Source organism: Novipirellula herctigrandis (assembly GCA_007859835.1).
Taxonomy (GTDB): domain Bacteria; phylum Planctomycetota; class Planctomycetia; order Pirellulales; family Pirellulaceae; genus Novipirellula_A; species Novipirellula_A herctigrandis.
Window position 1 is genome coordinate 5493989 of sequence record SJPJ01000001.1, and the last position, 20805, is coordinate 5514793.

Genomic DNA, 20805 nt, shown 5'->3' on the forward strand with positions numbered 1-20805 from the left:
TCGAACCGTTATCGAATCAGGCTCATGTAAAAGCTGAAGACTTGCGTTTCGTCGGTGTCAGCCTTGTTGACTGGGAAAGCAAAGTCAAACGCCAACGGAGCGGGGCCTAGCATTGGAATCGCCACACGCAAACCAAGACCGGGCGAGACTCGGAACGAATCGCTGTTAAGTTTCGCCTCAGGTTCCACGGTTCCAAAGTCAACAAACGCTACACCTTTGAATGCATCGTCCGCAGTGATTGGGAACATGTATTCGACAGTGTTTAGGAATTTGAAACGACCGCCGACCGAGACGCCACTATCGACAGGGCCAGCACCGCGGAAATCGAAACCACGGATTGTGGCGTAGCCACCAGCGAAAAAGTTCTCGAAGATCGGGGTCTCTTCGCCGCTGTAGCCGATTTGCGTCGAGTACGAAAGGGTTTGCCGTCCGCTGCCATCGGCTCGTTGCGAGAGTAGCCAATATTTTCGGTATTCCGATTCGAATCGCGAGTAGTCGAAATCACCGAAAGCTTGTTCGAAACTGAATTCAAAGTAGTGACCCTCGCTCGATTGAATCGGGCTGTTTCGAGTGTCGTGTTTCAGGCTTAAGGTGCCGCTGTAGAGTTCGTTGTCACCGAGCACAGCGTCCAATGGGGCAACGCCAAGCACTCGTGGTCTACTGATTTCGACGTTCTGGCCGCTGATGCCGGCGGAAACCGACAGGTCAGGCGTAATTCGATATCCGAAACTCAAGCGACCACCAAGTCGTTCTTCGTCCCAGTCTTGAAATCGTCGGTCAACCAAGAAGCCGCTGACGGACATGCTGACGGGTTTATAGCCGAACAAGTTGGGATCGGCGAAGTTGATCGTATATCGGTCGAAGTCGCTACCAGGTGCAGCTTCGATTCGGAATGTTTGACCAGCACCACGAAACGCAGTTCCGCTGAACATGTCTTGGAATGATCGTGGCCAACGCGTGATGTCAAAGTTGCGTTCATCAAGTGTGATTTGACCAGTGACACCCGCGTCGCTGTTGACGGCACCACCGAGCATGATTCGGCCTGTGCGTGCCGGGTATCCGTTGATGATCAAGTCCGCTTCACGGACGGTTGGCATGGGGACGTAGTTTGTTGGTGGACTGAGCGGATCGCTATAAGTCGTTCCTGGGAAAATCGGATCCGGGGCTGCGTACGTGGCGTCCGGCGCAATCGGCGTTCCGTAGTTTTGGCCGGGGCTATACGTGGTCGTTGGTGGCACGTTTTGCGGCGGAGCAGTGTAGGGGGGGGCAGCACCGTATTGAGGTGTAGCACCGTATTGGGGGGCAGCACCGTATTGGGGGGCAGCACCGTATTGGATTGCGGGCGCGTTCACAGGTGCCGAAGGTGCTGGTGAAACACCGTAAGCGCTGTTTCCGTAGGTTGATGGCGGCGTTGCCAAGGAGGGTGGCGTTGTGTAATTGGACGGTGGAGCGTTGGTTGTAGCGGGGACACCGTTTGTCGGCGGTACGTAAGTTGTCGGCGGTACGTAAGGAGCCGTCGATGGATATTGTCGGGCGACGTAACGCTCACTTTGCGATGCTTGGTGGACCGTGTTGGCAGACTCCGCTGGCGCAGCAACCAATTGGACACCGTTTGCATCCGTGGTCGTTGTAAGTGCCGGAGTATTGACGCCAAGTAGCGAACCGCCCGCCATCGCGGGGTTGGCGATCCATCGCGTGCAGCCACTCGACAAGCATGCCATCGCGGCAATGCCAAGTACTATCACCTGTGGAATCGCGGACAGTGGATTCGGTGTTCTCATGCGAGCGTCTTCATCGGAAGAGTGCGAAGTAAAATTAGTATTCATCACGGGGCACCACCTTGATGTCTGGCGCTTCAGCGATCTGGGGGTTCGTTTCAAGCAATTGACTCTTTTCGATCCGGCGTCGATTCAGTTCGAGCGAGCGACGGTCGATCCAATCGCCTTCCCGAAGGTCCACCATGTTGAGCATCGTTGTTTCCCGCATCAAATGGGGTTCGCCTTCGATGTTGACAAGAATGCTTCCCACTTTCCATCGATCGCCTTCGGTGATTTCGTAGACCAAATCGACCACATTGGCTTCGTCACGCATGACGGTTTTGGGTTCGACTTCGGCGTAGATAAATCCGAGTTCGCCATAGCCGTAAGTGATTTCTCCGATATCGCGTCGCATCAATGTTCCATCAAACATGTCACCCGCATGAAGTTGCATACGGGCACGTAGCGATTCTTCGGTAATAAATTGATTGCCAACGATTTTCACATCATTGACGGTGAAACGCGGACCTTCGTTGACCACAAACGTGACGGTGATCCATTTGCCCGATTCGTCGTAGCGAATCCGTCGGCCCACGGTTGCCGTCAAGAAACCGAGGTTGTGGTAGTAGCTAGCCAGGATATTGACGTCGTCATCCACGGTTCGCATATCAGCGGTGTTGCCAAGATGCCAAAGGACTCCGACTGCGGGACCGCGGCTCTTGATGATTTTCTTTAGCCGTGCTTCGCTGACGATGGTGGCTCCTTTAATCTCGATGTCCGCGATTCGCTCTTTCGGACCCTCGTTGATTCGAAAGATCACGGCACCCGAATCGTCTTTAAAGCCAATCGACGATTCGATCGCGACCTGGTTGAAACCTTCTTCTTTGTAATAGTCGATCATGCGGCGACGAGCTGATTCGATTGAAAACTCACTGAGCGGGTCGGATGCCGTCACGCCTGCGCGGCCAGCGAGTTCGCGGTCGTTCAATGCACGGTTTCCGTGATAGACCACGCGTGTGATCACGGGACGTTCGTGAACAACGAAGGTCACGCCTACGCCGCCGGGTTGTTCGTCAAGCTTGAAAGTGACATGGTCAAACGACCCCATGTCGTTGAGACGTCGGACGTCGCCAAGCACCGTTTCATAGTCATAGAAATGGTCGCGGCGTGTTTGGATCTTTTGTTGCATCAAATGGGTGCTAACGGCTTTGTTGCCAACGATGGCCACATCCAAAACAATTGCGTCCCCTTTTTCGCGGCGAATCGCAAGTCCATCACGGCTTCGCACATGATCGAGGAACGGTACTTTCGTGTCGGGGCCCGGCATGCTCGGACCGCCTCCGGCTCCCATGCCACCGCCACCCATGCCACCACCACCCATCTGGGCTTCGGTTGGACTGATCCACATCGCGGCAAGTAGAGTGGCTATCACGTAGCGCAATAGGCTTGTGCGAGCCATGCTTTTTTGCACGGATTCGTTACCTAATAAGCGGTTTGTTTTTTGTCTTTTTCGAGTCATACAGTCGGCATACCGATTGGAGATCACGGTTACGTCCTTGGGGACCGATCGACGCGATAGGTCACGCAGATCGCTCGGGTATTGGTAATTACCAACGTGGAACGGGAGACCACAAGGTGTATTTTCAAGCAAAAGAGCCAGAGTGAGATAAATCGGTTAAAGTTCGAAATGGGGAACCATTAATACCGAGTTTCACGCCTGCTAAGCGAGTGGTGCTTCCAAGCGGTTGGGCTTCTAAGCAACTTGCGCAGAGCCCGTAAACCAGCGGCGCGCGTATTGGACGACATGCCGCGGTTTTGTTTTGCCACGGCTAAAGAGCTCACGATCCGACCGCTGATCGGCCAAGCAAGAACGAGCTACATGGGATGGATGCTTGATCGATTCCAACTCGAATCGCGGCAAGTTCTCAAGTGGGCTTTGTCCCGACGTATGGGTTGCGTCCTCACCAAAGCCGATGTTTGATACCAGATTTTGATTCGGAAGTGCGGTCAATCCATGGTTCATCCAACATGCCAAATTCCATATATAGGCCCACGAATCGATCTGTTCTTGATGAACGCGATCAAAAATGCGGGTCCAATAGTCAAGCTCGGGAATCGAATCACAGAACGCCATCAGATCACCCCGGTCGCGAAAACTTGGCCATGCATTCATCGTCGGTTCGTAATGTCGCCAAGCTCTTCGCCAACTGGCCCAGCCCCAGCAATGTGGGTATTTCGAAAAATAATAGCTACCATCTCCGTAGCGGCGTCCACTTTGGAAATTGTCGCCACTAATCGCCATCACACGTTGGTCGTCGGCATAGTGGTTTAGAAGCGAATCGCAATAGGTAAAGAAAGAATCGCTGACTTCACAGTCATCCTCTATAACAATTGCTTGTTCGTAACGCTCGAAGATTTCCGAGAGCCCGCTACTCACTCGGCGCCGGCATCCCAAGTTCGTGTTGGAGTAATAGCGTTCAACTTGACAAGGCCAATCAACATTTTCAGCAATTTGCCTTGATTGCGCGATCAAAGCTGCTTCCCCTGTCCGACCACCGCGGGCTGCGTCGGAGATGATGCAAAGGACTTTCGGACGAGCACGGCGAATCGGCTCAAAAGTGCGGAGAGTCAAATCGGGGCGATTGAAAACGATAAACGCGACAGGTGTTTCAAGCATTCGATGTCATCGTGGTTCTTGTTTTAGCGATTCACATTTGGACAGCGGGTTTGCGATCGGGTTCCACTACGCTGCTCGTGCCGATTCGCAATTGGGTTTCGCATTGACATAGTCATCGTTCTTGCGAGTCAACTCGAAGATCCCGCATCCAAGCCGACAATCGGAATTGTTTGCCACCACCGATTCGGTCAATTCCACGTCGTTGTGAAAGTCGCCGGCATCATCGACAAAGCAGAACCGATCGAATTGGAAATTGGGCGATAGAACGTCCATGAGGTATTTAAGCGAAAAGACGCGATGCGCGTTGAACTCAATACGCAGTGGGCCTATAGGAGTCGAGAAGAAAAGCTTGCCACCAGGTTTCAGCAAAGCATGTAGGTTCCGAAGTCCCTTCAAATGACCATCAAAATCGACCGGATCACCGTAGCGTCCTAGGCCGAAATGCTCGAGCGTGTGAAGGCAGGAAAGCGAGTCGGTGATGCCTCGCATCTGTTCAGGAAGTTCGTTCATTAAATCGGCTTGTCCGAAACGAATGTTTCCGATTCGTTCTTGGCTAGGTCGGATGTCAAGCACTTCGATTTCGCGAAACGCTGCCACATGAGCAACAAAGCCATCGATCCGCGAGCCAACGTCCATATGCCTGTTGGGACTGAGTGAATGGATTCGTGATGCAACCCACAAGTCTTGATGGAAATAGTGACCGCTTGCCGTTCCACAAGATTCGTCTCGATCGGCTAAACAAGGGTAAGGTCGTCCAAACGAAATCGATTCACCCGCCAATTTTGCTTGTTGGCGTAGGTCAAGGTAGTCGCGCAGAAACCACGGAATTTTCGTGGCGTGCCGCAAGTGCCGAAGGGGCTTAGCGTTCAAACGGCGAACCGATGCCCAAGTGTGTCGAAACAGTCCAGCCATGAATCATCCCTGAAACAAGTTTTTTGTTGTGCCTACGCAGCAATGTGACGGTGATGTCGCTGCAAAACGGCGCTTACATCAATATGATGATCGGGCCCCTGCATGACCTGCAGCGGAGCCTGTCCGTAAAACGATGCCCAGCCTGAGAATGTACTTGGTGGTCCGACCACCAAATCGGTTTCCGCCAAAGCATACATGTCTTCGATCATCGCTCCAATTCCGAAATGGACATTCAGGCCAGGGAAATCAGCCTCGCGGAGTGGTTCGTTGCTACAGACGAGAAAAGCGACCTCATGTCCTCTCAATTGTTCACGCACGCGGTGCATCGTCGCCGCGTACTGCTGGGTCGAGAAATAGTATTTGCCCCCGTCCCAATGGGCGTAATCGCCATGACGAATATGGATGCCCACGACCAATTCGGATTCTATGCGAATTGTTCCCATGAGTTCGTTGATTCGGGCTTGACACGATGGGGAGACCCGAAAGTGGTTGCGAATCAAATCGGCGTGCTTTTCAAGCAACGGATCGCAGCGGAATCGCCAACCCGACACTAATACTGGGTACCTTGACCGGGCCAATTTGGCAAAGTCTTTGCTTCCTAGGTCGTACTTTTGATCATCGGCCAATTGCAGGGTTTGGAAAGGAGTTCGACCGCGACCGTAACGATGCAACCACTTGGACGGCTTATGGACGAGCTTGTACGCCAACCGTCGCTGCCATTGTGGGATCGTCACTTCTTGGCCATCGGGCAGGCCAGGCAATTCGGGATATCGACACCACACGTCTTTTGCGGTTGCAGGAAATAGGTCAGCGTAATCTAAAAACGCGGGGCAAAGCAGCGTGGCTCCGTATTCCTCGGCCGCAGCGATCAAGTGTGCCATCAACGACAACCGATTTCCCAATTGGCCGTATTTCTGAGTCAAAACGATCATTGGAACGATGGATGGTTTGGGGTGTCGGAGGGTTCGTGGGGCAAATTGACTCGTTGTGGACGATACCTATAAAAGCTTGTATCGATAGGGTTTCATCGCAGTCAATACCGAAGGAGGCCCAAGCAATTGGGCAACCAGATTCACCTTGTGACCAGCAGCGGGTTTTCGTTAGGGTCCACTTTGGAAACCGAAGCAATCAGTTCAGCCCCGTCGTGACGAGAGAAAAATGGGCCTTGGAAAGCGAATTGAATCGAGTGTACGTGGGCTGGTATCACGCAGTGCAAGCGACATCCTTCAGTGGCAACGTGGTGGATTCACTACGCCACCGCCGCAGGCCGTCAAGATCAGTATGCTTGCAAATTACATGGAGTCATACGGGTTAAAAAAGTTTATTGAAACGGGGACTTTTCGAGGTTCCACGCTTTGTCACATGGCGAAACGGGGCTACGACTGTATGAGTATTGAACTCGCAGATGATCTCCACCAAGCTGCAAAAAGAAAGTTCGCAAGCTACTCCAATGTGCAGTTATTGCTTGGCGATAGCGGAAATGTTCTTCCTCGGATTCTCAATACACTCTCCGAGCCAGCCTTGTTTTGGTTAGACGGTCACTATTCGGGAGGCCCGACCGCACGCGCCGACAAGGATACTCCGATTACAACGGAATTGGAGGCGATTCTGAATCACCGAGTGGAGGGGCATGTCATTTTGATCGACGATGCCCGCCTTTTTAACGGCGAGAACGACTATCCTCCTTTGCATGAGCTGCTGACGGTCATCTCTCGCAATGGACGTTTCCGTTACGAGGTGCATTGTGACTCGATTCATCTGATTCCAACATCAAAAAGATCGCTCCGTGCTGCTTAGCATGCTGCGGGCATTTTGAAGCCACTGGGCATCGTCGTTGACAAAAAAAGGATTTCGTCGAAGTCCTTACCCCTATCCCTAACCCATATTCTTATCGAGGCGTGTGCGTGTTTCATCGAATCTCACAGTGGAAACGGCAACGTAGAGAACAACGCCGTCGCCGCAAACTCAATGATCCGGCAACCTATCCGGTTGATATGCGCCGGGATGTGGTCGACACGATGGTCTCCGTCAAAGACTACACGATGACTTCGGTCGACCGACTGCATGGTCTGTGTGAGGCCGTTCGATATATGACATCGGTGGGGATTCAAGGCGATATCGTTGAGTGCGGCGTTTGGCGAGGTGGCAGCATGATGGCCGTTGCCAAAATGCTTAACCAATTTGGTGACACGGATCGCCATTTGCATCTCTTCGACACGTTCAGCGGAATGAGCGCGCCGACGAGCGAAGATATCGCAGTGGACGGGCAAACCGCTGAAACACTTCTGGATACGGAATCGAAAGACGATCCGACTTCGGTTTGGTGCGTTTCTTCGCTGGACGAAGTGAAATCGCACATGAAGCAAACCGGCTATGACGAAAGCCGAATCCACTATCACAAGGGGATGGTCGAAGATACGATCCCCGCCGGAGCGCCGGACAAGATCGCTCTGCTTCGCTTAGACACGGATTGGTACGAGTCCACGCGACATGAAATGGAGCATTTGTTTCCACGACTTGCCGACGGCGGTGTGCTCATCGTTGACGATTACGGCCATTGGGAAGGAGCTCGACGAGCGGTTGACGAATATTTTGCGGAGCACCAGATCGGTATGATGTTGCATCGACTCGATTACACCGGTCGCATCGGAATTCATCACGCATCGATCAAGCGGGCCGACTCGCCAAGTCAACCCGCGTCGGGTAGCAGTTCCGCTCAATCAGGAGCCGGCCGTGACGCAGCCTAGCGATTATTTGAATGTCGGATGTGGCAACCATTACCATCCCGATTGGACCAATATTGATTTAGTTGCTAGTGGTCCGGCAGTGCGTCAATATGATTTGCGGCGTGGATTGCCTTACGAACCCAAACAATTCGATGCGGTCTACCACTCGCATGTGCTAGAGCATCTTGCGCCAGCCGACGCCGCTAACATGCTTCGCGATTGTTTTCGTGTGCTGCGTCCCGGTGGCATCGTGCGCGTGGTGGTCCCTAATTTGGAAGCAATTGCGACAGCCTACCTCGATTCATTGAACCAGGCGGACAACGGCGACGAGATGGATGTCGCAAATCATCAATGGATGACGTTTGAGCTGCTGGATCAGATGACGCGGCAACGTAGTGGTGGCCAGATGATGCGTGTGATGCAGGACCCGAACCAAATCAATCGCGATTTCATTCGCTCGCGAATTGGCTTCGAAATGGACACGCCCTCGAAAGCTAAAAAAACGATCCGCCGTCGCCTATCGCGTCTTGTCCGATCGACCAAGAAACAACTCGCAATCGCAGCGGTGACGATGCTGCAAGGCAAGTCGGGGCGAGATGCCTATCGGGAAGGCTACTTTCGGCAAGCGGGCGAAATCCATCGGTGGATGTATGACCGTGTCTCGCTCGCTCGCGTGCTACGCGAAGTTGGTTTTGAGGACGCCCAGGTGTTTCCTGCTAGCGAAAGCGGCATTGACGGTTTTGATTCGTTTGGCCTCGATCGTGTTGGTTCCTCGCCACGAAAACCCGATTCGCTCTACATGGAAGCGACACGTCCGAGGGACGAGGTGGCGTCATCCGTCGGATCGAGTCGAGCAGCGTAGGTGCGATTGGTGACAAAGGATTCGCAATGATTGTTGACCAAATTTGCTATGACGTCACCGGTGGCGCAGCCGGTGCGGCACAGAGGATTCATGGGGGTCTTGTTGGCGCGGGTGTTGATAGTCGTTATTGGCATTCAGCAAAGATCGATGGATCGACGATGCCGGCGACCCAACCGATTCGTTGGGCCCGTGACAATAATCAAAATCCAGTGCATCAGGTGTGGGATCAAATCCAACGCACCGCATCGCTTACGTGGGCGAAACGTCGCCACCGTCCCGGGCCAAGCGAAAAACGCGAGTATTTCAGTCTTGGGCGACTTCGCCACGCGACCCCGTTTCCGACATCCCAATTGACTGGCGATGTCCTTGCGATTCACTGGGTGGGAAAGCTGTTTGACTATCCGACGTTTTTCAAGTCGCTACCTGCCGATCGCCCGATCGTTTGGGTTTTGCATGACATGAATCCCTTCACTGGCGGTTGCCATTTTTCGGGTGGTTGTGAGCGTTTTCAAAATGGTTGTGGTCATTGTCCTCAGCTTGATCATCCTCGATTCTCGGATCCGTCTGCTCGCACCTTGAAAATGAAAACCGCGTTGTATCGTGATCTCAATTTGCACGTCGTGGCACCAAGTCGTTGGCTGGGCGAGCAAGCGAAACAGTCGATGCCATTTAAGCATGCGAATAGTCATCATGTGATTCCCTATGGAATCGATGTCCAGGCCTACGCACCTATCGACAAAGCCAAAGCCAAAGCCGCTCTTCAGATCGACCCGAATCGAACCGTCATCGCGTTTGCTGCTGACAGCGCGACGAACCGCCGCAAAGGTTTTCATCACTTGATGGAAGCATGGCCTGCGTTTGACTCGCATCGCGTCGAAGGGATCATGTTCGGCGGTGGTGATGCACCGGCATTGCCAGCGGATTCTGCTTCGATTCGGCATTTCGGTTATGTCCACGATTTGACACGCAAACAATTGCTTTACTCTGCGGCGGACGTGTTCGTCATGCCATCGCTTGAAGACAATTTGCCGCAAACGGGACTCGAAGCCAGCGCGAGCGAGACTCCGGTCGTCGCGTTCGACGCCGGTGGGATACCCGATTACGTTCGTCCTAACGTAACGGGTCTATTGGCACCGACAGGCAACAGTGATGCTTTGGCAACCCAAATTCAATGGATGATTGATCATCCTGTGGAGCGTCGAACGATGGGTATCCAGGCCCGTGAAATGATGGTCGAGGAATTCGCGGGGCCGGTTGAAACGGCTCGCTATCAGACGTTGTTCCGGGAAATCGTTTCGGAACCGATTGCTCGGGAAAAACGGGTAGCGTAGGTCTGGCCCGCACGGGCAGATGGCCTAGCATGCTGATAGATTCAGGGCCGATAGATTCAGGGCCGATAGATTCAGGGCCGATAGATTTTGGGCCGATGCACGAAGAAAGCTACTTCTGTGCGAAGCTGTTTTGGCTTTCCAGTCCAACGCTGACAACCGAGACTGGCAGTTCGAGCCAATCGGTGATCAAGACTCGCTGGATGACCGGCTCTTCGAGGTGTTTGCGGACAATGTCCATTAGCCGGTCACGAATTTCGTTCTGCTCAGGGTCTCTGAGCCAATTCACATCGACTTGGCGAAGCAGTAACTCACACTCTTCGTGGATTTCCATTTGACGCTGCGAAACGCGTTCTTGGCAAACTTGACGTTTTGCGGGATCGACCACAGCGAATAGGTGGAATTGATACACCATCGATTTGTCTTCAATCGGTTGGAACCGATACCGGCCCATGTCGATCGTGTTCGATTCAACGTTCTGTAGCCGTGCGACGCGGCTGCGCACGTACCCAATGACGGCCGCATGAACGACCACCATCATCAGGATTAACGCTGCTGCCCAGTATCGACGAACGAAACTCACGGCCTATTCTCTTGCTTTACGAGGTGAAATCAAAAACAATGGCGTTATTCGCCGGATGTTCGACCGAATCGGCGCAGCAAGGCTGCCCCGGTGGGCTCATAACGCTTGTAACGATCTTGTTGAGCAATCGAAGGTCAGTCGACGCGGCGAATGCTCCAATATCGATGGAATCATTGAAACGATAGCTTACAGATGTCGTCCAAACGTAAGTTTCGGGAAAGAAAATGAATCAACGTGGTGACCATTAACGACCCGAAGCAAACGACCGTGATCCTGTGTGCCAGCCCCAAAGCAGGGAGCGGGAAGGGCCGAGAACAGTTGCCACGATTGACCGAGCGACTTTCGGAGGCCGGATTCGCGGTTATATCGACCGATTCGATCGAAACGATTCGCCGCCAGCTTGCGCTTTCCGAATTGGACCGAGACCGACAATCAATCCTCGTTGCGGCCGGCGGGGATGGCACGATCAGTTTGGTGGCCGATTTGGCACCACCACAAATACCAATCGTTCCAATGCCGCTTGGGACCGAGAATTTGCTGGCCCGACACTATGGATGCACAGCGGATGCAGAGCGAGTCTTCGAAACGATTGTTCATGGCGTTAACCACTCGATCGACGCTGGCCTAGCGAACGGGCGATTGTTTTTAGTGATGGCTTCGTGTGGCTTCGATGCCGAAGTGGTCCGCGATGTGCATCTCCGACGCCGTGGTCACATTCGACGGTTAAGCTACATGCGTCCAATCTATCGGGCGTTGCGAAAGTATCCATTTCCCAAATTGGATATCGTGATCAATGAAGATTCGGGCACGTTCGAAAACCAACAAGCACACTGGGCGATGACGTTTAATTTGCCGTGTTACGGCGCAGGATTGAACATCGAGCCGAGAGCGATCGAGGACGATGGCCGGTTGGATCTAATCACATTCGCTCAAGGGACCGTCGCCACAGGGTTGAAGTACATTGCCGGTGTGATATTCGGCAGTCACTTAAAAGACGCCGACGTTCGCCGCACCCGCGTGAGAAAACTAACGATCACTTCGCAAGGGAGAGTGCCTTATCAGCTGGACGGTGACTACGTTGGCCGATTGCCGCTCGAAATCGAGATTTTGCCCAAGCGAGTGATGTTGCGTTTGCTTCGACACGGTGATCTTCAACCCTAGAGCATCATTGTCATTGATGTGTTCTATCTCATGCTAACGAAAAAGGGGGAAGTCTTTGCGACTTCCCCCAAAAGAACAGTACCGAACGGCAAGCCGTGACGGACTAAGCTGCCATCAGTTCGCGGTGTTGCTGAGCGTATTGGATCCATTCGGTGATCTCTTCCAAATCAGGCAACTTGCCGCCTCGGATGATTCGCTTGCCTTCCTTGGATCGGCTGATTGGATCGATGAGGCGGAACAAGTGCTCCGAATTTTGGACAGCGACTTGTTCAGCCGTTGTCACATCGGCTGCGACCAACAATTGTGCGTCATGACCTCTCAGCATGGGAATCCGGCAAACCAACGTCGATTGTTGTTGCCACGACTTAATCGTGTCAGCATCAATACGACGATGGTTCAATTTGGTTGCGATGGTTTCAGGATCGGCTTTGATCAAATCGTCCACGGTGTAGATGCCAAACTTGTGAAGTCGCTCGGCCATGCGTGGTCCAATCGAAGGAGCATCCACCACGGGGCTGTTTCGTTCGAGATAGAAACGGAGCTCGCGGCTCGAATCACTCCGCTCGCGTTCACTCCGCTCGCGGTTCTCTCGGACTCGCGGTTCACGTTCTTGTCGAACCGTGGTGCGATGTGTCCTTTCACGATCTTCTTGTTGTCGATTTTCTCGTACACGAGGTTCTCGTTCGTATCGATCACGATCCATGCGAACAACGTTGCTTCGCGTTCGGTTGGATGAGCGAGAGGCCCGCCGACGACGAGCGCGACCACTACCACTGCCAGACCCGTTGCCACTGCCGGACCCGTTAGCACTGCCGGACCCGTTAGCACTGCCGGACCCGTTACCACTGCCGGACCCGCTAGCACTGCCCGAACCGCTGCCGCTACCACGACCCGATCCTACGCCGTCATTTTGGCCATTATTTGGGTACCCAGAGCCGGACGTTCGCGATCTGCGCGACGATCTGCGTTGCGAGGCAGCTTTTCGGTGGCTGCGTGTTGTGCGGCTACCGTTTCGGTCGTAAACGCCTTGGGCATCGACGCTGCGAATTCCGTAGCGGACGGTTTCTCCGTCGGTATCGTACTCGTAACGATCACGGTCGAACGAGTTGTCGAGTTGTCTCTCGCGACGAACCTTTCGGCGTAGCGTTCGGCCATCGACGTAGCGAGACGAGTTTTCGGCTCCCCAGCTATTGGCAGCTGCGATCCAGCTTGTGATGCGAGACAATTCTCGACTGCTGCCACTTAGCAGAACCTTTTGACCTTGTTCGGTTGCAAGGAAATCTTCGACTTGTTGCAACAGGTCCGATGGATGTGTCGACGCCAATTGGGCGGGATCGGTCACGCCGCATCCGACCAGCACACGAGCATCGAAACCACGAAGTTTTGGCACACGACAAACCAAACGGCATTCGCTTTGCCAACGGCGGATCGTGGACGCGTCAACATTGGCAAGTCCCAAGGCATCCGCAAGCCGGTTCGGGTCCTGCTGCATCAAGTGAGTCACGTGCGTAACGCTTAAGCCGCGTAGCCGCGCGGCGGCTACCGAATCGATCGAGGGCGCCTGATCAATAGGACTGTCGACCGTTAAAAAAAAAGCAGGCTCGACAGGCTCCGGGCGATGCACTCGAGCAATTGGGCCACCAACCACCGCAGCATCACGATGCAGCGGTTCGGGCGATGTCGTATAGGAATCAGCGTAGTAGTAACCGTCGCGATAAATCGGCTCGGTCGGACGAGTCGCTCGTACGGGGGCCGAAGTAGGTTGAACGTGTCCGTTGTACACCGGACGACGGTAGTCGTTGTATTGGGCGTCGACGGCGGTGTGTTCGTTGACAACGCCACAGGAATCGTACATCCCGTACGCTTCACGCCAAGCGACGTCGAAATCGCGATTCACATCGGTGTCGACACGGTTGCTGGAGTGGTCATTTACGGGGCGGTAGCGTGACATGTTATGGGCCGGATGTTCGTTCACAATATCATCACCATACAAATGCGGGTGTGGACCAACGTAGGACTCGGTAGCGTATTGAGGACGCCAAAGAGGGCGATGCGGCTGAACGATGCGGTCAGCGTGTAAGTTAAAGACTCGTCCACCGACACGAGCGGTTTGGTCTGCTAATACTTGATCGCTGGTCAAAAGTAGGATTTGGCGACCGTCTTGAGCGTAGTCTCGAAGAGCCGAAGCAATGGGATGGTTGAATCGTCCATCGTGGCTGTAGTGATAGAACGACGAATCGAGAGCGGGTTCACTATCCGCCCCATGGCGTCGGTCAGCCACTCGGCCAATCAATTCGCGAGGCGTTTCCAAGACGAGCGGGATCGATTTGCCGAGTCGACCAAGCAATTCGCCAGCCGCCATTCGGACAGCGATGACGGCCAATGCGCGGTCGGCTGCGGGGCATTGATTTTCATCGCGGCCATCGATTTTGATCCCCGTGGCTGCATGAACTGATTTGGATTGTCCGCCACGGAATTGGGCGTAGGGCCAATCGACACGTCGAAGTCGGCTGCCCGAAAGACGGACCAACCAGCGGCTGGCGGCTTCCGACAAAGGCGAACCGTGGTAGCGAGTTGTACGCGTGCTTCGCAGTGAATCACGTAGCTTTGTCGCTTGAGTGCGAAGCCATTGGATTCGCGAAAGCTTTGCTAATTGTTGGTCAACCGTTCGCAGTTCATTCGTCAATGCTTCGCGAGTGGAAGCTTCGCGATGGTCGACATCTTGATAACGTTCGACGACTGGTAAATGCCGCAGACTACGGCGAACTTGCATCGCTTCGGCCAAACAGGCTTCTAGGTCAGCGGTCGTCCGATCCAATTCGGTTACGCGCTCAGCACGTTCGGCGCTATAACGCCGATGCAACCATTCATGGTGGCTTGCCCAATCCGAAGTGTCTTGCCTTTCCGTCGGAGTGTAGTTGCCGAGCAATGATTCGCGATGGCGAGTCAATTGTTCCATGGCGGCGACCAACCATTGTTCGCTGCGGTTCAGTTGACGCAACTCTTCTGCTTTTTCGGTCGATACCGACGAACGCGAGACGGTTGAGCGGGATGCGACATACTGGGACGCGTGACGAAGATCGTCGCGGATCGTTCGCAAAGTTTCTTCAAGTGTCGTGGTGCCGTAGTGAGCCGAGGATGGCAACGAATGATACCAGTCGAGGTTCAAGTCGTTGAGGCTTTGGGACCCGGTCGTCGCATACCGTTGCAGCAACCAATCGATTTGCCGAGTCGCCGAGTCGACACGCTGTTCCAAATCGCCGCCGAAGTAGTTGCCACTATAGAAATCGTTCCAACCTCGCGACGCATCGTAACGGTCGATCGCATGTAGGAATCCGTCGAAACGGTGACGACGCAAAAGTGACTCGTCGGTCGGGCCATGATAGGCCGAATGCGGCACATATTCGGTGTGAATGGGACGTTGGCGAGAAGCCAAGATCGCTTCGCGAAGGCCGCGAACTTCTAACAATGCACGACGCCAACGAATCATTTGGGCGTCGAGATCGTCGAGTTGGCGGCGGAGTGTTTCGTCGGCAATGGAACCGTAAAAACGGTAACCAGCCGATGTCGGGTTAACTCGATACGAGTGCCCGGGGGAAGTCGAACGCAGTTGAGAATCAAGGTCCGTGATCCAACGACGTAGTTCACTTTGTCGCGCCCGCAAGCCGCTTGCACGGTCGTGCAATTGAGCCAATTGTTTGCGATGAGCAACCGTATCGTAGCCGGTTGTGTATGCCGTCCGGCGGCTTTCCCGCGTATCGTGTCGATAGCCGGTTAAGCGGCATGTCAGCTCGTCACGGCGAGCGACCAAAGATCGATAATCGGCAACGCTTGGTTCAAGTCGAGCCAATTCCGCTTCGATGTCCGCCAATTGGGCCCGCAGCGTGTTGCGGTGCTGATCCGTCGTTGGGTTTGCTTCGACATGCCCATTACGTTCGTAATAGGGGCTCGCTTCATCAAGCGGCAACGCGCGGTAAGTTTCTGGTGAATCGAGGCCGGCACGGATACAAGCCGAAACGACGCGAGCCACGTTGGTGATTCCCGTGTCGGTCACTATGCCGTCGATGATGGATTCGGGCAGTTGGATCGCATGGGTTGCTCGGGATGCGTCGGATTGGACGCCGAGCGCCCCGATCCATGAATGATCGAGCGAGGTTGGATGGTAGGATGCGGTGCCACGCGATTCAAATTCGACGGTTCGACGACCGTGCGCGGTGCCATCTTGTTCGCGGCGGCAATGCAACAGGCCATTTCGGTCAGCCCAGACGACACGACCCGATGAAGAACTCATCATTCCAAGTGGGTAGTCGCGGTCGACAAGCGAATCGCGGATGAAGCGTGCGATAGCTGTTTTTCCGGAGCCTTCGGGCCCACAGACAACGTTAAGATGTTCGGCAAACGGTCCAAGTTCAACTCGATATAGTGAACCGTGAGCGTCAATGTCGATGCGTTCGAGTAACATGGTCTGGCTCCTCCATGGCCACGCGGGTCAATGCGAATCGGACATTTTCAGCAAACCGGCGATTTCCAGTGCCTTTGGTTTGCGACCGGAAAATACTTCCGATCTGTCCACTCATCTGCGGGATGAAATGGGACTTTAATCGAAATCCCAATTTTTCGGAAAGAGGAAAAGTGTGAAACTCGTGACTTGGTGAACGATTTTTCAGAAATTATTGGGCGAACAGGGCAGGGTTTTTTACTTCATTGCCCGCAAAACACTTTCTCTTGACGCTGCATCAACTCAATGCGTAACTTCCCGGCACGCAGGTCTTTCCAGCTTGAGGAGCATTTTTTGAATTGCTATCGAATCGGACCGATTCGCTTGCTTGTTGTCGTCACTTTTTTGGCGTCAATCATTGGTGGCTGCGCCAATTGGGTTGACCGATCCACTGACTCGTCCAAGCTTATCCAGACGAACAATCCTTTGATGGTCGGTAGTGAAAGTTCACGTTCGATTGTGCTTAGCGTTGGTTTTCATCCGATCGAATCGGAGCAAGTCGACGCTGACCGGATCGCCTCACTTTGGCAATGGGTTGACGAAATGGTGATCGAGCCCGGACAACGCAATCGATTGGCGGACAACGGGATTCGGATTGGGAAAGTGATCCGCGAAGACACGTTTCGGGCCCGTTTATCGGAAATGTCGGGGCCGCACGATGTGATCGATATGTTTCTTAGCGAGGCGGATGTCGGCAGCGAAGTGTCGCAGGGATCCAAGCGGATTCCGATGCGATTTGGAAAACGCTATGAATTACCGCTCCGCCAACCTCGCAGCGGTGAGCACGTGACATTGGTTCGGCTAAATGATTCGTTGGTTGGGAAAACGCTGCTGGATCCACAATACTTGCTCGCCATTACTCCGACCAAAGCCTCGACCGCCGGTCAAATCCGCTTGCAGTGTCGGCCTGAAATTCAACATGGCTCGATGCGACAAAAGTGGGTCAGTAGCGATTCGGCACTCCGAATTGACTCGCGCCGTGATACATGGTCCCTCGAATCGCTGGACATTGAATTTCAAGGTTCCGAAGGAGATTTGTTCCTAATCGCAGGCAGCCTTCCAACGCGGGGGTTTGGAAAAGAGATGATGACGGGAAATTCAGCGGACAATATCGAACAACAGGTCGTCGTCTTGCTGAAAATTGAAAAATTGCCCACGATGAGCGAGTCATTCTAGTTTCATCCCTCTGGCGATAGCTTTTCCTTCATGCGTGTTCTTGTTACTGGTTGTGGAGGATTTTTGGGACGCGAGATCGTGCGTCAACTTCGTGATCGAGGCGACGATGTCGTTGGCATTTCGCGTGGACAATATCCCGATCTAAAGAAAATCGGGATGCAACATCGCCAAGGAGATTTAAGGGACGAAGCGTTCTGTCGAGCCAATATCTGTGATGTCGATGCGGTGGTGCATACGGCCGCCGTTGCCGGGGTGTGGGGACCGTGGGAACATTTCTATTCGATCAATAAAGTGGCGACCGATCATGTGATTTCCGCCTGTCAATCGTCCGGAATTCGTGATCTCGTTTTCACAAGTAGCCCGAGCGTGACGTTTGATGGAGAGCATCAGCGCAACGTCAACGAAAGTGTGCCATACCCGACAAAGTGGTTGTGCCATTATCCGCATACGAAGGCACTGGCCGAAAAAGCGGTACTTCGCGCACACGCCCCAGGCACGTTGCACACCCTTGCCCTACGTCCACATTTGATTTGGGGTAATGAGGATCCGCACATTATTCCAAGGGTTCTTGATCGAGCACGTAGCGGGCGATTGCGAATCGTTGGAGACGGGAAAAATATCGTTGATACAGTGCACGTGATCAACGCCGCCGCGGCCCATTTGGACGCATTGGACGCTTTAGCCTCGGATCCGCAAACGGCGGGCGGACGTGCCTACTTTGTGGCTCAGGACGAACCGGTGTCGTGTTGGGATTGGATTGGCCAGCTTTGCGAAATCGGCGGAGTCGAGCCGCCACGCAAAACGATTCGCTACGGCGCGGCGTACCGAGTCGGTGGCATACTGGAGGCCGCGTACAAGGTAACAGCGCGAAAGAGTGAACCACCGATGACTCGCTTTGTTGCCGCTCAGTTGGCAAAAGATCACTACTTTGACATCACTGCGGCAAAAGAGCGGCTCGGATACCGAGTCCGAATAACGATGGCCGAAGGCCTTGAACAGTTGTCTCGATCGGTTGTCTCGAGCAGTTAAAACAAAGCGGGAATTTTTGTTGGTCGGGCCTGTCCTTATCCAACCCTGCCCACGTCCAACCCTGCCTATGTCCAACCCTGCCTATGTCCAACCCTGCCTATGTCCAACCCTGCCTATGTCCAACCCTGCCTATGTCCAACAATGTGGTCGTCCGATCAAACGCTCGAGATCGGCGAAATACTCAGGATACGTTTTCGACGTACAGGACGGATCTTCGATTCGCACACCATCGATCCGTAGTCCCGCCAAGGACAAACTCATCGCCATGCGGTGATCGTGATACGTCATTAATTGGGCTCCGTGCAAACATGGGGCTCCCTGTAGATCGGTTTTCGGAGGCGGTACGATCGTCAATCCGTCCCGATGTTCGATCACTTCGGCTCCCAGCTTCCGCAGCTCACATGCCAAATCGCCAATTCGATCGGTTTCCTTGAATCGATTGTGTGCCACACCCCGAACTCGGGTTGCGCCGTCTGCGAACAAGGCGACGACGGCCAAGGTTTGCACGGTGTCGCTAATCGCATTCATATCGATGTCGATGCCATGAAGCTCGCTACCGATGACGGTGATGGAATCGGATTGATGTTCGACAGTGCAGCCCATTTTCTCTAGCACGTCAACGAAACCGACATCACCTTGCATCGCATCACGCGACAATCCGCTGACTGTCACTCGGCCACCCGTGATCGCGGCTGCCGCCCAAAAGTAGCTGGCAGCCGAGGCATCAGGTTCAATCGGGTACTCGCACCCACGATAGCCAAACCCGCTTTGATTTGCGACGGCGGTAATCTCGAACGCGATCGTTTCCCCCGTCGACAATCCGGTTGTACACACGTTCGTTTTCGCACCAAACGAATCCATCACGCGGATGGTCATGTCGACGTAAGGACGCGAGACTAACTCACCATCGACAATGATCCGTACCTGCTTTTTCGACGATGCACTCGGTCCGCCGATCGGATAAATCGGAGCTGCCATCATTAGGCCACTAAGGTATTGACTGCTGACCGAACCGCCAACGTGAATGTCGCTGTCGCTCCAACCCGACGAGTCGATTTGCACGGGGGGACATTGGCCTGCCGATTCGGCTTTGATCGATCCGATGATGACTGGCTCGATCGCGTTAACCAAATCGCCAATCGGTCGTTGGTGCATTCGGGGAACGCCGGACAGTCCGTAGTTGCCGCCGAACGCGGAAAGTGCGGCGGTCAAAAAACGAACGGTCGTGCCACTGTTGGCGATGAACAGCGATGAGGTCGTTGGTTTCGCGTTTGTCTGGGAAAAATTCGGTTCGCGAGGATTGGCGACTTCGATGGTTCGGCCGCCTTCGCTGACGCGGATATCGAATCCAATCTTACCGAGCGAATCGATCATCACTTCCGTGTCCTCGCTGCGAAGGGCACCGGTCAATTTGGAATGTCCTGAGGCAAATGCGGCACAAATCAACGCCCGGTTTGTCAAGCTCTTGCTGCCGGGAGGCGTGATTTCGCCGTTGACAGGGCCGCCCGGGGTGACTTGGACTAAGGCGGGTGCAGAAGGTTGCGAGGGCGTCGGCGCAGCGTCGTTCATAATGAAAGTTAAGGGGAAAACAAACCAGAGTGCTCAAGTGGCAACCGATGCATGCTCGGTTCGAACCACCAAGGCACCCACGATCATGATGCCCAGAGTCGCCGTGTGAATCAGCCACGCATCGTCACATCGGATCACTGTTCGCAGTGTCACCAGGGTCATCACGGCCAGAACTGTCAAAAATTGCCGTTCTGCCCATTTTGCCAAGTCACCATAGCTTACTTTACTTAAGAACAAAACCGATAGAGCCACGATCGGCAGGATGATAGCATCAACAATGCGAAGAAGTTGTAGTAGGTCGACCATGACGGACAAGTTCCAGAGAAGAGGCTGTGAGAATAATCGAAGTGAGATAAGCGACAATTCGGTTGTCTCATTTGGTGTGTCGCAGTGGCTAGGTCGACTTGAATCAAAATGCCGAAAATTCGAAAAATGTCTCTCGGTGTACATCGGTAATCCGCAAAGCTTTCCTCAAGCGACCAGGTTCGCTAACCGATAAAAACGATGGCCTCTTGATGGCCACCAGT

Annotated in this window: 16 protein-coding genes; 7 read left to right on the forward strand and 9 right to left on the reverse strand. The window is 53.8% G+C overall.

Annotation, left to right across the window (positions count from 1 at the left end):
- Positions 1 to 8: 8 nt before the first annotated feature.
- The 5 genes from CA13_RS20065 to CA13_RS20085 form a co-directional block, all read right to left on the reverse strand.
- Positions 9 to 1781, reverse strand: a complete 1773-nt coding sequence (locus tag CA13_RS20065) for a BamA/OMP85 family outer membrane protein (RefSeq protein ID WP_419194608.1) — start codon at positions 1779 to 1781, stop codon at positions 9 to 11.
- A gap of 34 nt (positions 1782 to 1815) precedes the next feature.
- Complete coding sequence (locus CA13_RS20070) at positions 1816 to 3216, reverse strand: BamA/OMP85 family outer membrane protein (RefSeq protein ID WP_146399642.1); 1401 nt, start codon at positions 3214 to 3216, stop codon at positions 1816 to 1818.
- Between the two features lie 294 nt (positions 3217 to 3510).
- Positions 3511 to 4434, reverse strand: coding sequence for a glycosyltransferase family protein (locus CA13_RS20075; RefSeq protein ID WP_146399644.1), 924 nt, complete (start codon positions 4432 to 4434; stop codon positions 3511 to 3513).
- 66 nt (positions 4435 to 4500) lie between these two features.
- Positions 4501 to 5346 (reverse strand): DUF268 domain-containing protein, encoded by an 846-nt coding sequence (locus tag CA13_RS20080; protein ID WP_146399646.1) that lies wholly within the window; start codon positions 5344 to 5346, stop codon positions 4501 to 4503.
- 32 nt (positions 5347 to 5378) lie between these two features.
- A complete protein-coding gene (locus tag CA13_RS20085; protein ID WP_146399648.1) occupies positions 5379 to 6278 on the reverse strand; it encodes an O-fucosyltransferase family protein in 900 nt (299 codons plus the stop codon).
- A 226-nt stretch (positions 6279 to 6504) separates the two neighbouring features.
- Here CA13_RS20085 and CA13_RS20090 point away from each other — a divergent pair, with 226 nt between their 5' ends.
- From CA13_RS20090 to CA13_RS20105, 4 genes are all read left to right on the forward strand, one after another.
- Positions 6505 to 7143 carry a class I SAM-dependent methyltransferase gene (locus CA13_RS20090; protein ID WP_146399650.1) on the forward strand — a complete coding sequence of 213 codons (639 nt, stop codon included), beginning with the start codon at positions 6505 to 6507 and terminating at the stop codon, positions 7141 to 7143.
- 107 nt (positions 7144 to 7250) lie between these two features.
- The gene (locus tag CA13_RS20095; RefSeq protein WP_419194609.1) at positions 7251 to 8093 is read left to right on the forward strand and encodes a TylF/MycF/NovP-related O-methyltransferase; all 843 of its coding nucleotides are present in this window, start codon (positions 7251 to 7253) and stop codon (positions 8091 to 8093) included.
- Positions 8080 to 8934: a class I SAM-dependent methyltransferase gene (locus CA13_RS20100; protein ID WP_419194610.1), complete on the forward strand. Its 855-nt coding sequence runs from the start codon at positions 8080 to 8082 to the stop codon at positions 8932 to 8934. The genes CA13_RS20095 and CA13_RS20100 overlap by 14 nt, the downstream gene beginning before the upstream one ends.
- A gap of 26 nt (positions 8935 to 8960) precedes the next feature.
- Positions 8961 to 10265 (forward strand): glycosyltransferase, encoded by a 1305-nt coding sequence (locus CA13_RS20105; RefSeq protein WP_146399655.1) that lies wholly within the window; start codon positions 8961 to 8963, stop codon positions 10263 to 10265.
- A gap of 109 nt (positions 10266 to 10374) precedes the next feature.
- Here the strand turns inward: CA13_RS20105 and CA13_RS20110 are convergent, their stop codons facing one another.
- On the reverse strand, positions 10375 to 10845 hold the full coding sequence (locus CA13_RS20110) for a hypothetical protein (RefSeq protein WP_419194611.1): 471 nt from the start codon (positions 10843 to 10845) through the stop codon (positions 10375 to 10377).
- Positions 10846 to 11082: 237 nt separating this feature from the next.
- Here CA13_RS20110 and CA13_RS20115 point away from each other — a divergent pair, with 237 nt between their 5' ends.
- Positions 11083 to 12006 carry a diacylglycerol/lipid kinase family protein gene (locus tag CA13_RS20115; protein WP_419194612.1) on the forward strand — a complete coding sequence of 308 codons (924 nt, stop codon included), beginning with the start codon at positions 11083 to 11085 and terminating at the stop codon, positions 12004 to 12006.
- A gap of 103 nt (positions 12007 to 12109) precedes the next feature.
- Here CA13_RS20115 and CA13_RS20120 read toward each other — a convergent pair whose 3' ends face one another.
- On the reverse strand, positions 12110 to 16468 hold the full coding sequence (locus CA13_RS20120; protein ID WP_146399658.1) for a DUF4332 domain-containing protein: 4359 nt from the start codon (positions 16466 to 16468) through the stop codon (positions 12110 to 12112).
- Positions 16469 to 16798: 330 nt separating this feature from the next.
- On the opposite strand from CA13_RS20120, the gene CA13_RS20125 reads away from it, so the two are divergent.
- Together CA13_RS20125 and CA13_RS20130 are read left to right on the forward strand one after the other, a co-directional pair.
- The gene (locus CA13_RS20125; RefSeq protein WP_146399660.1) at positions 16799 to 17680 is read left to right on the forward strand and encodes a hypothetical protein; all 882 of its coding nucleotides are present in this window, start codon (positions 16799 to 16801) and stop codon (positions 17678 to 17680) included.
- 30 nt (positions 17681 to 17710) lie between these two features.
- Positions 17711 to 18709 carry an NAD-dependent epimerase/dehydratase family protein gene (locus CA13_RS20130; protein WP_146399662.1) on the forward strand — a complete coding sequence of 333 codons (999 nt, stop codon included), beginning with the start codon at positions 17711 to 17713 and terminating at the stop codon, positions 18707 to 18709.
- Between the two features lie 129 nt (positions 18710 to 18838).
- Here the strand turns inward: CA13_RS20130 and aroA are convergent, their stop codons facing one another.
- Entirely contained in the window at positions 18839 to 20278 is a 1440-nt protein-coding gene (aroA, locus tag CA13_RS20135) for a 3-phosphoshikimate 1-carboxyvinyltransferase (protein WP_146399664.1), read from the reverse strand.
- A gap of 33 nt (positions 20279 to 20311) precedes the next feature.
- A complete protein-coding gene (locus CA13_RS20140; RefSeq protein WP_146399666.1) occupies positions 20312 to 20584 on the reverse strand; it encodes a hypothetical protein in 273 nt (90 codons plus the stop codon).
- Between the last annotated feature and the right edge of the window lie 221 nt (positions 20585 to 20805).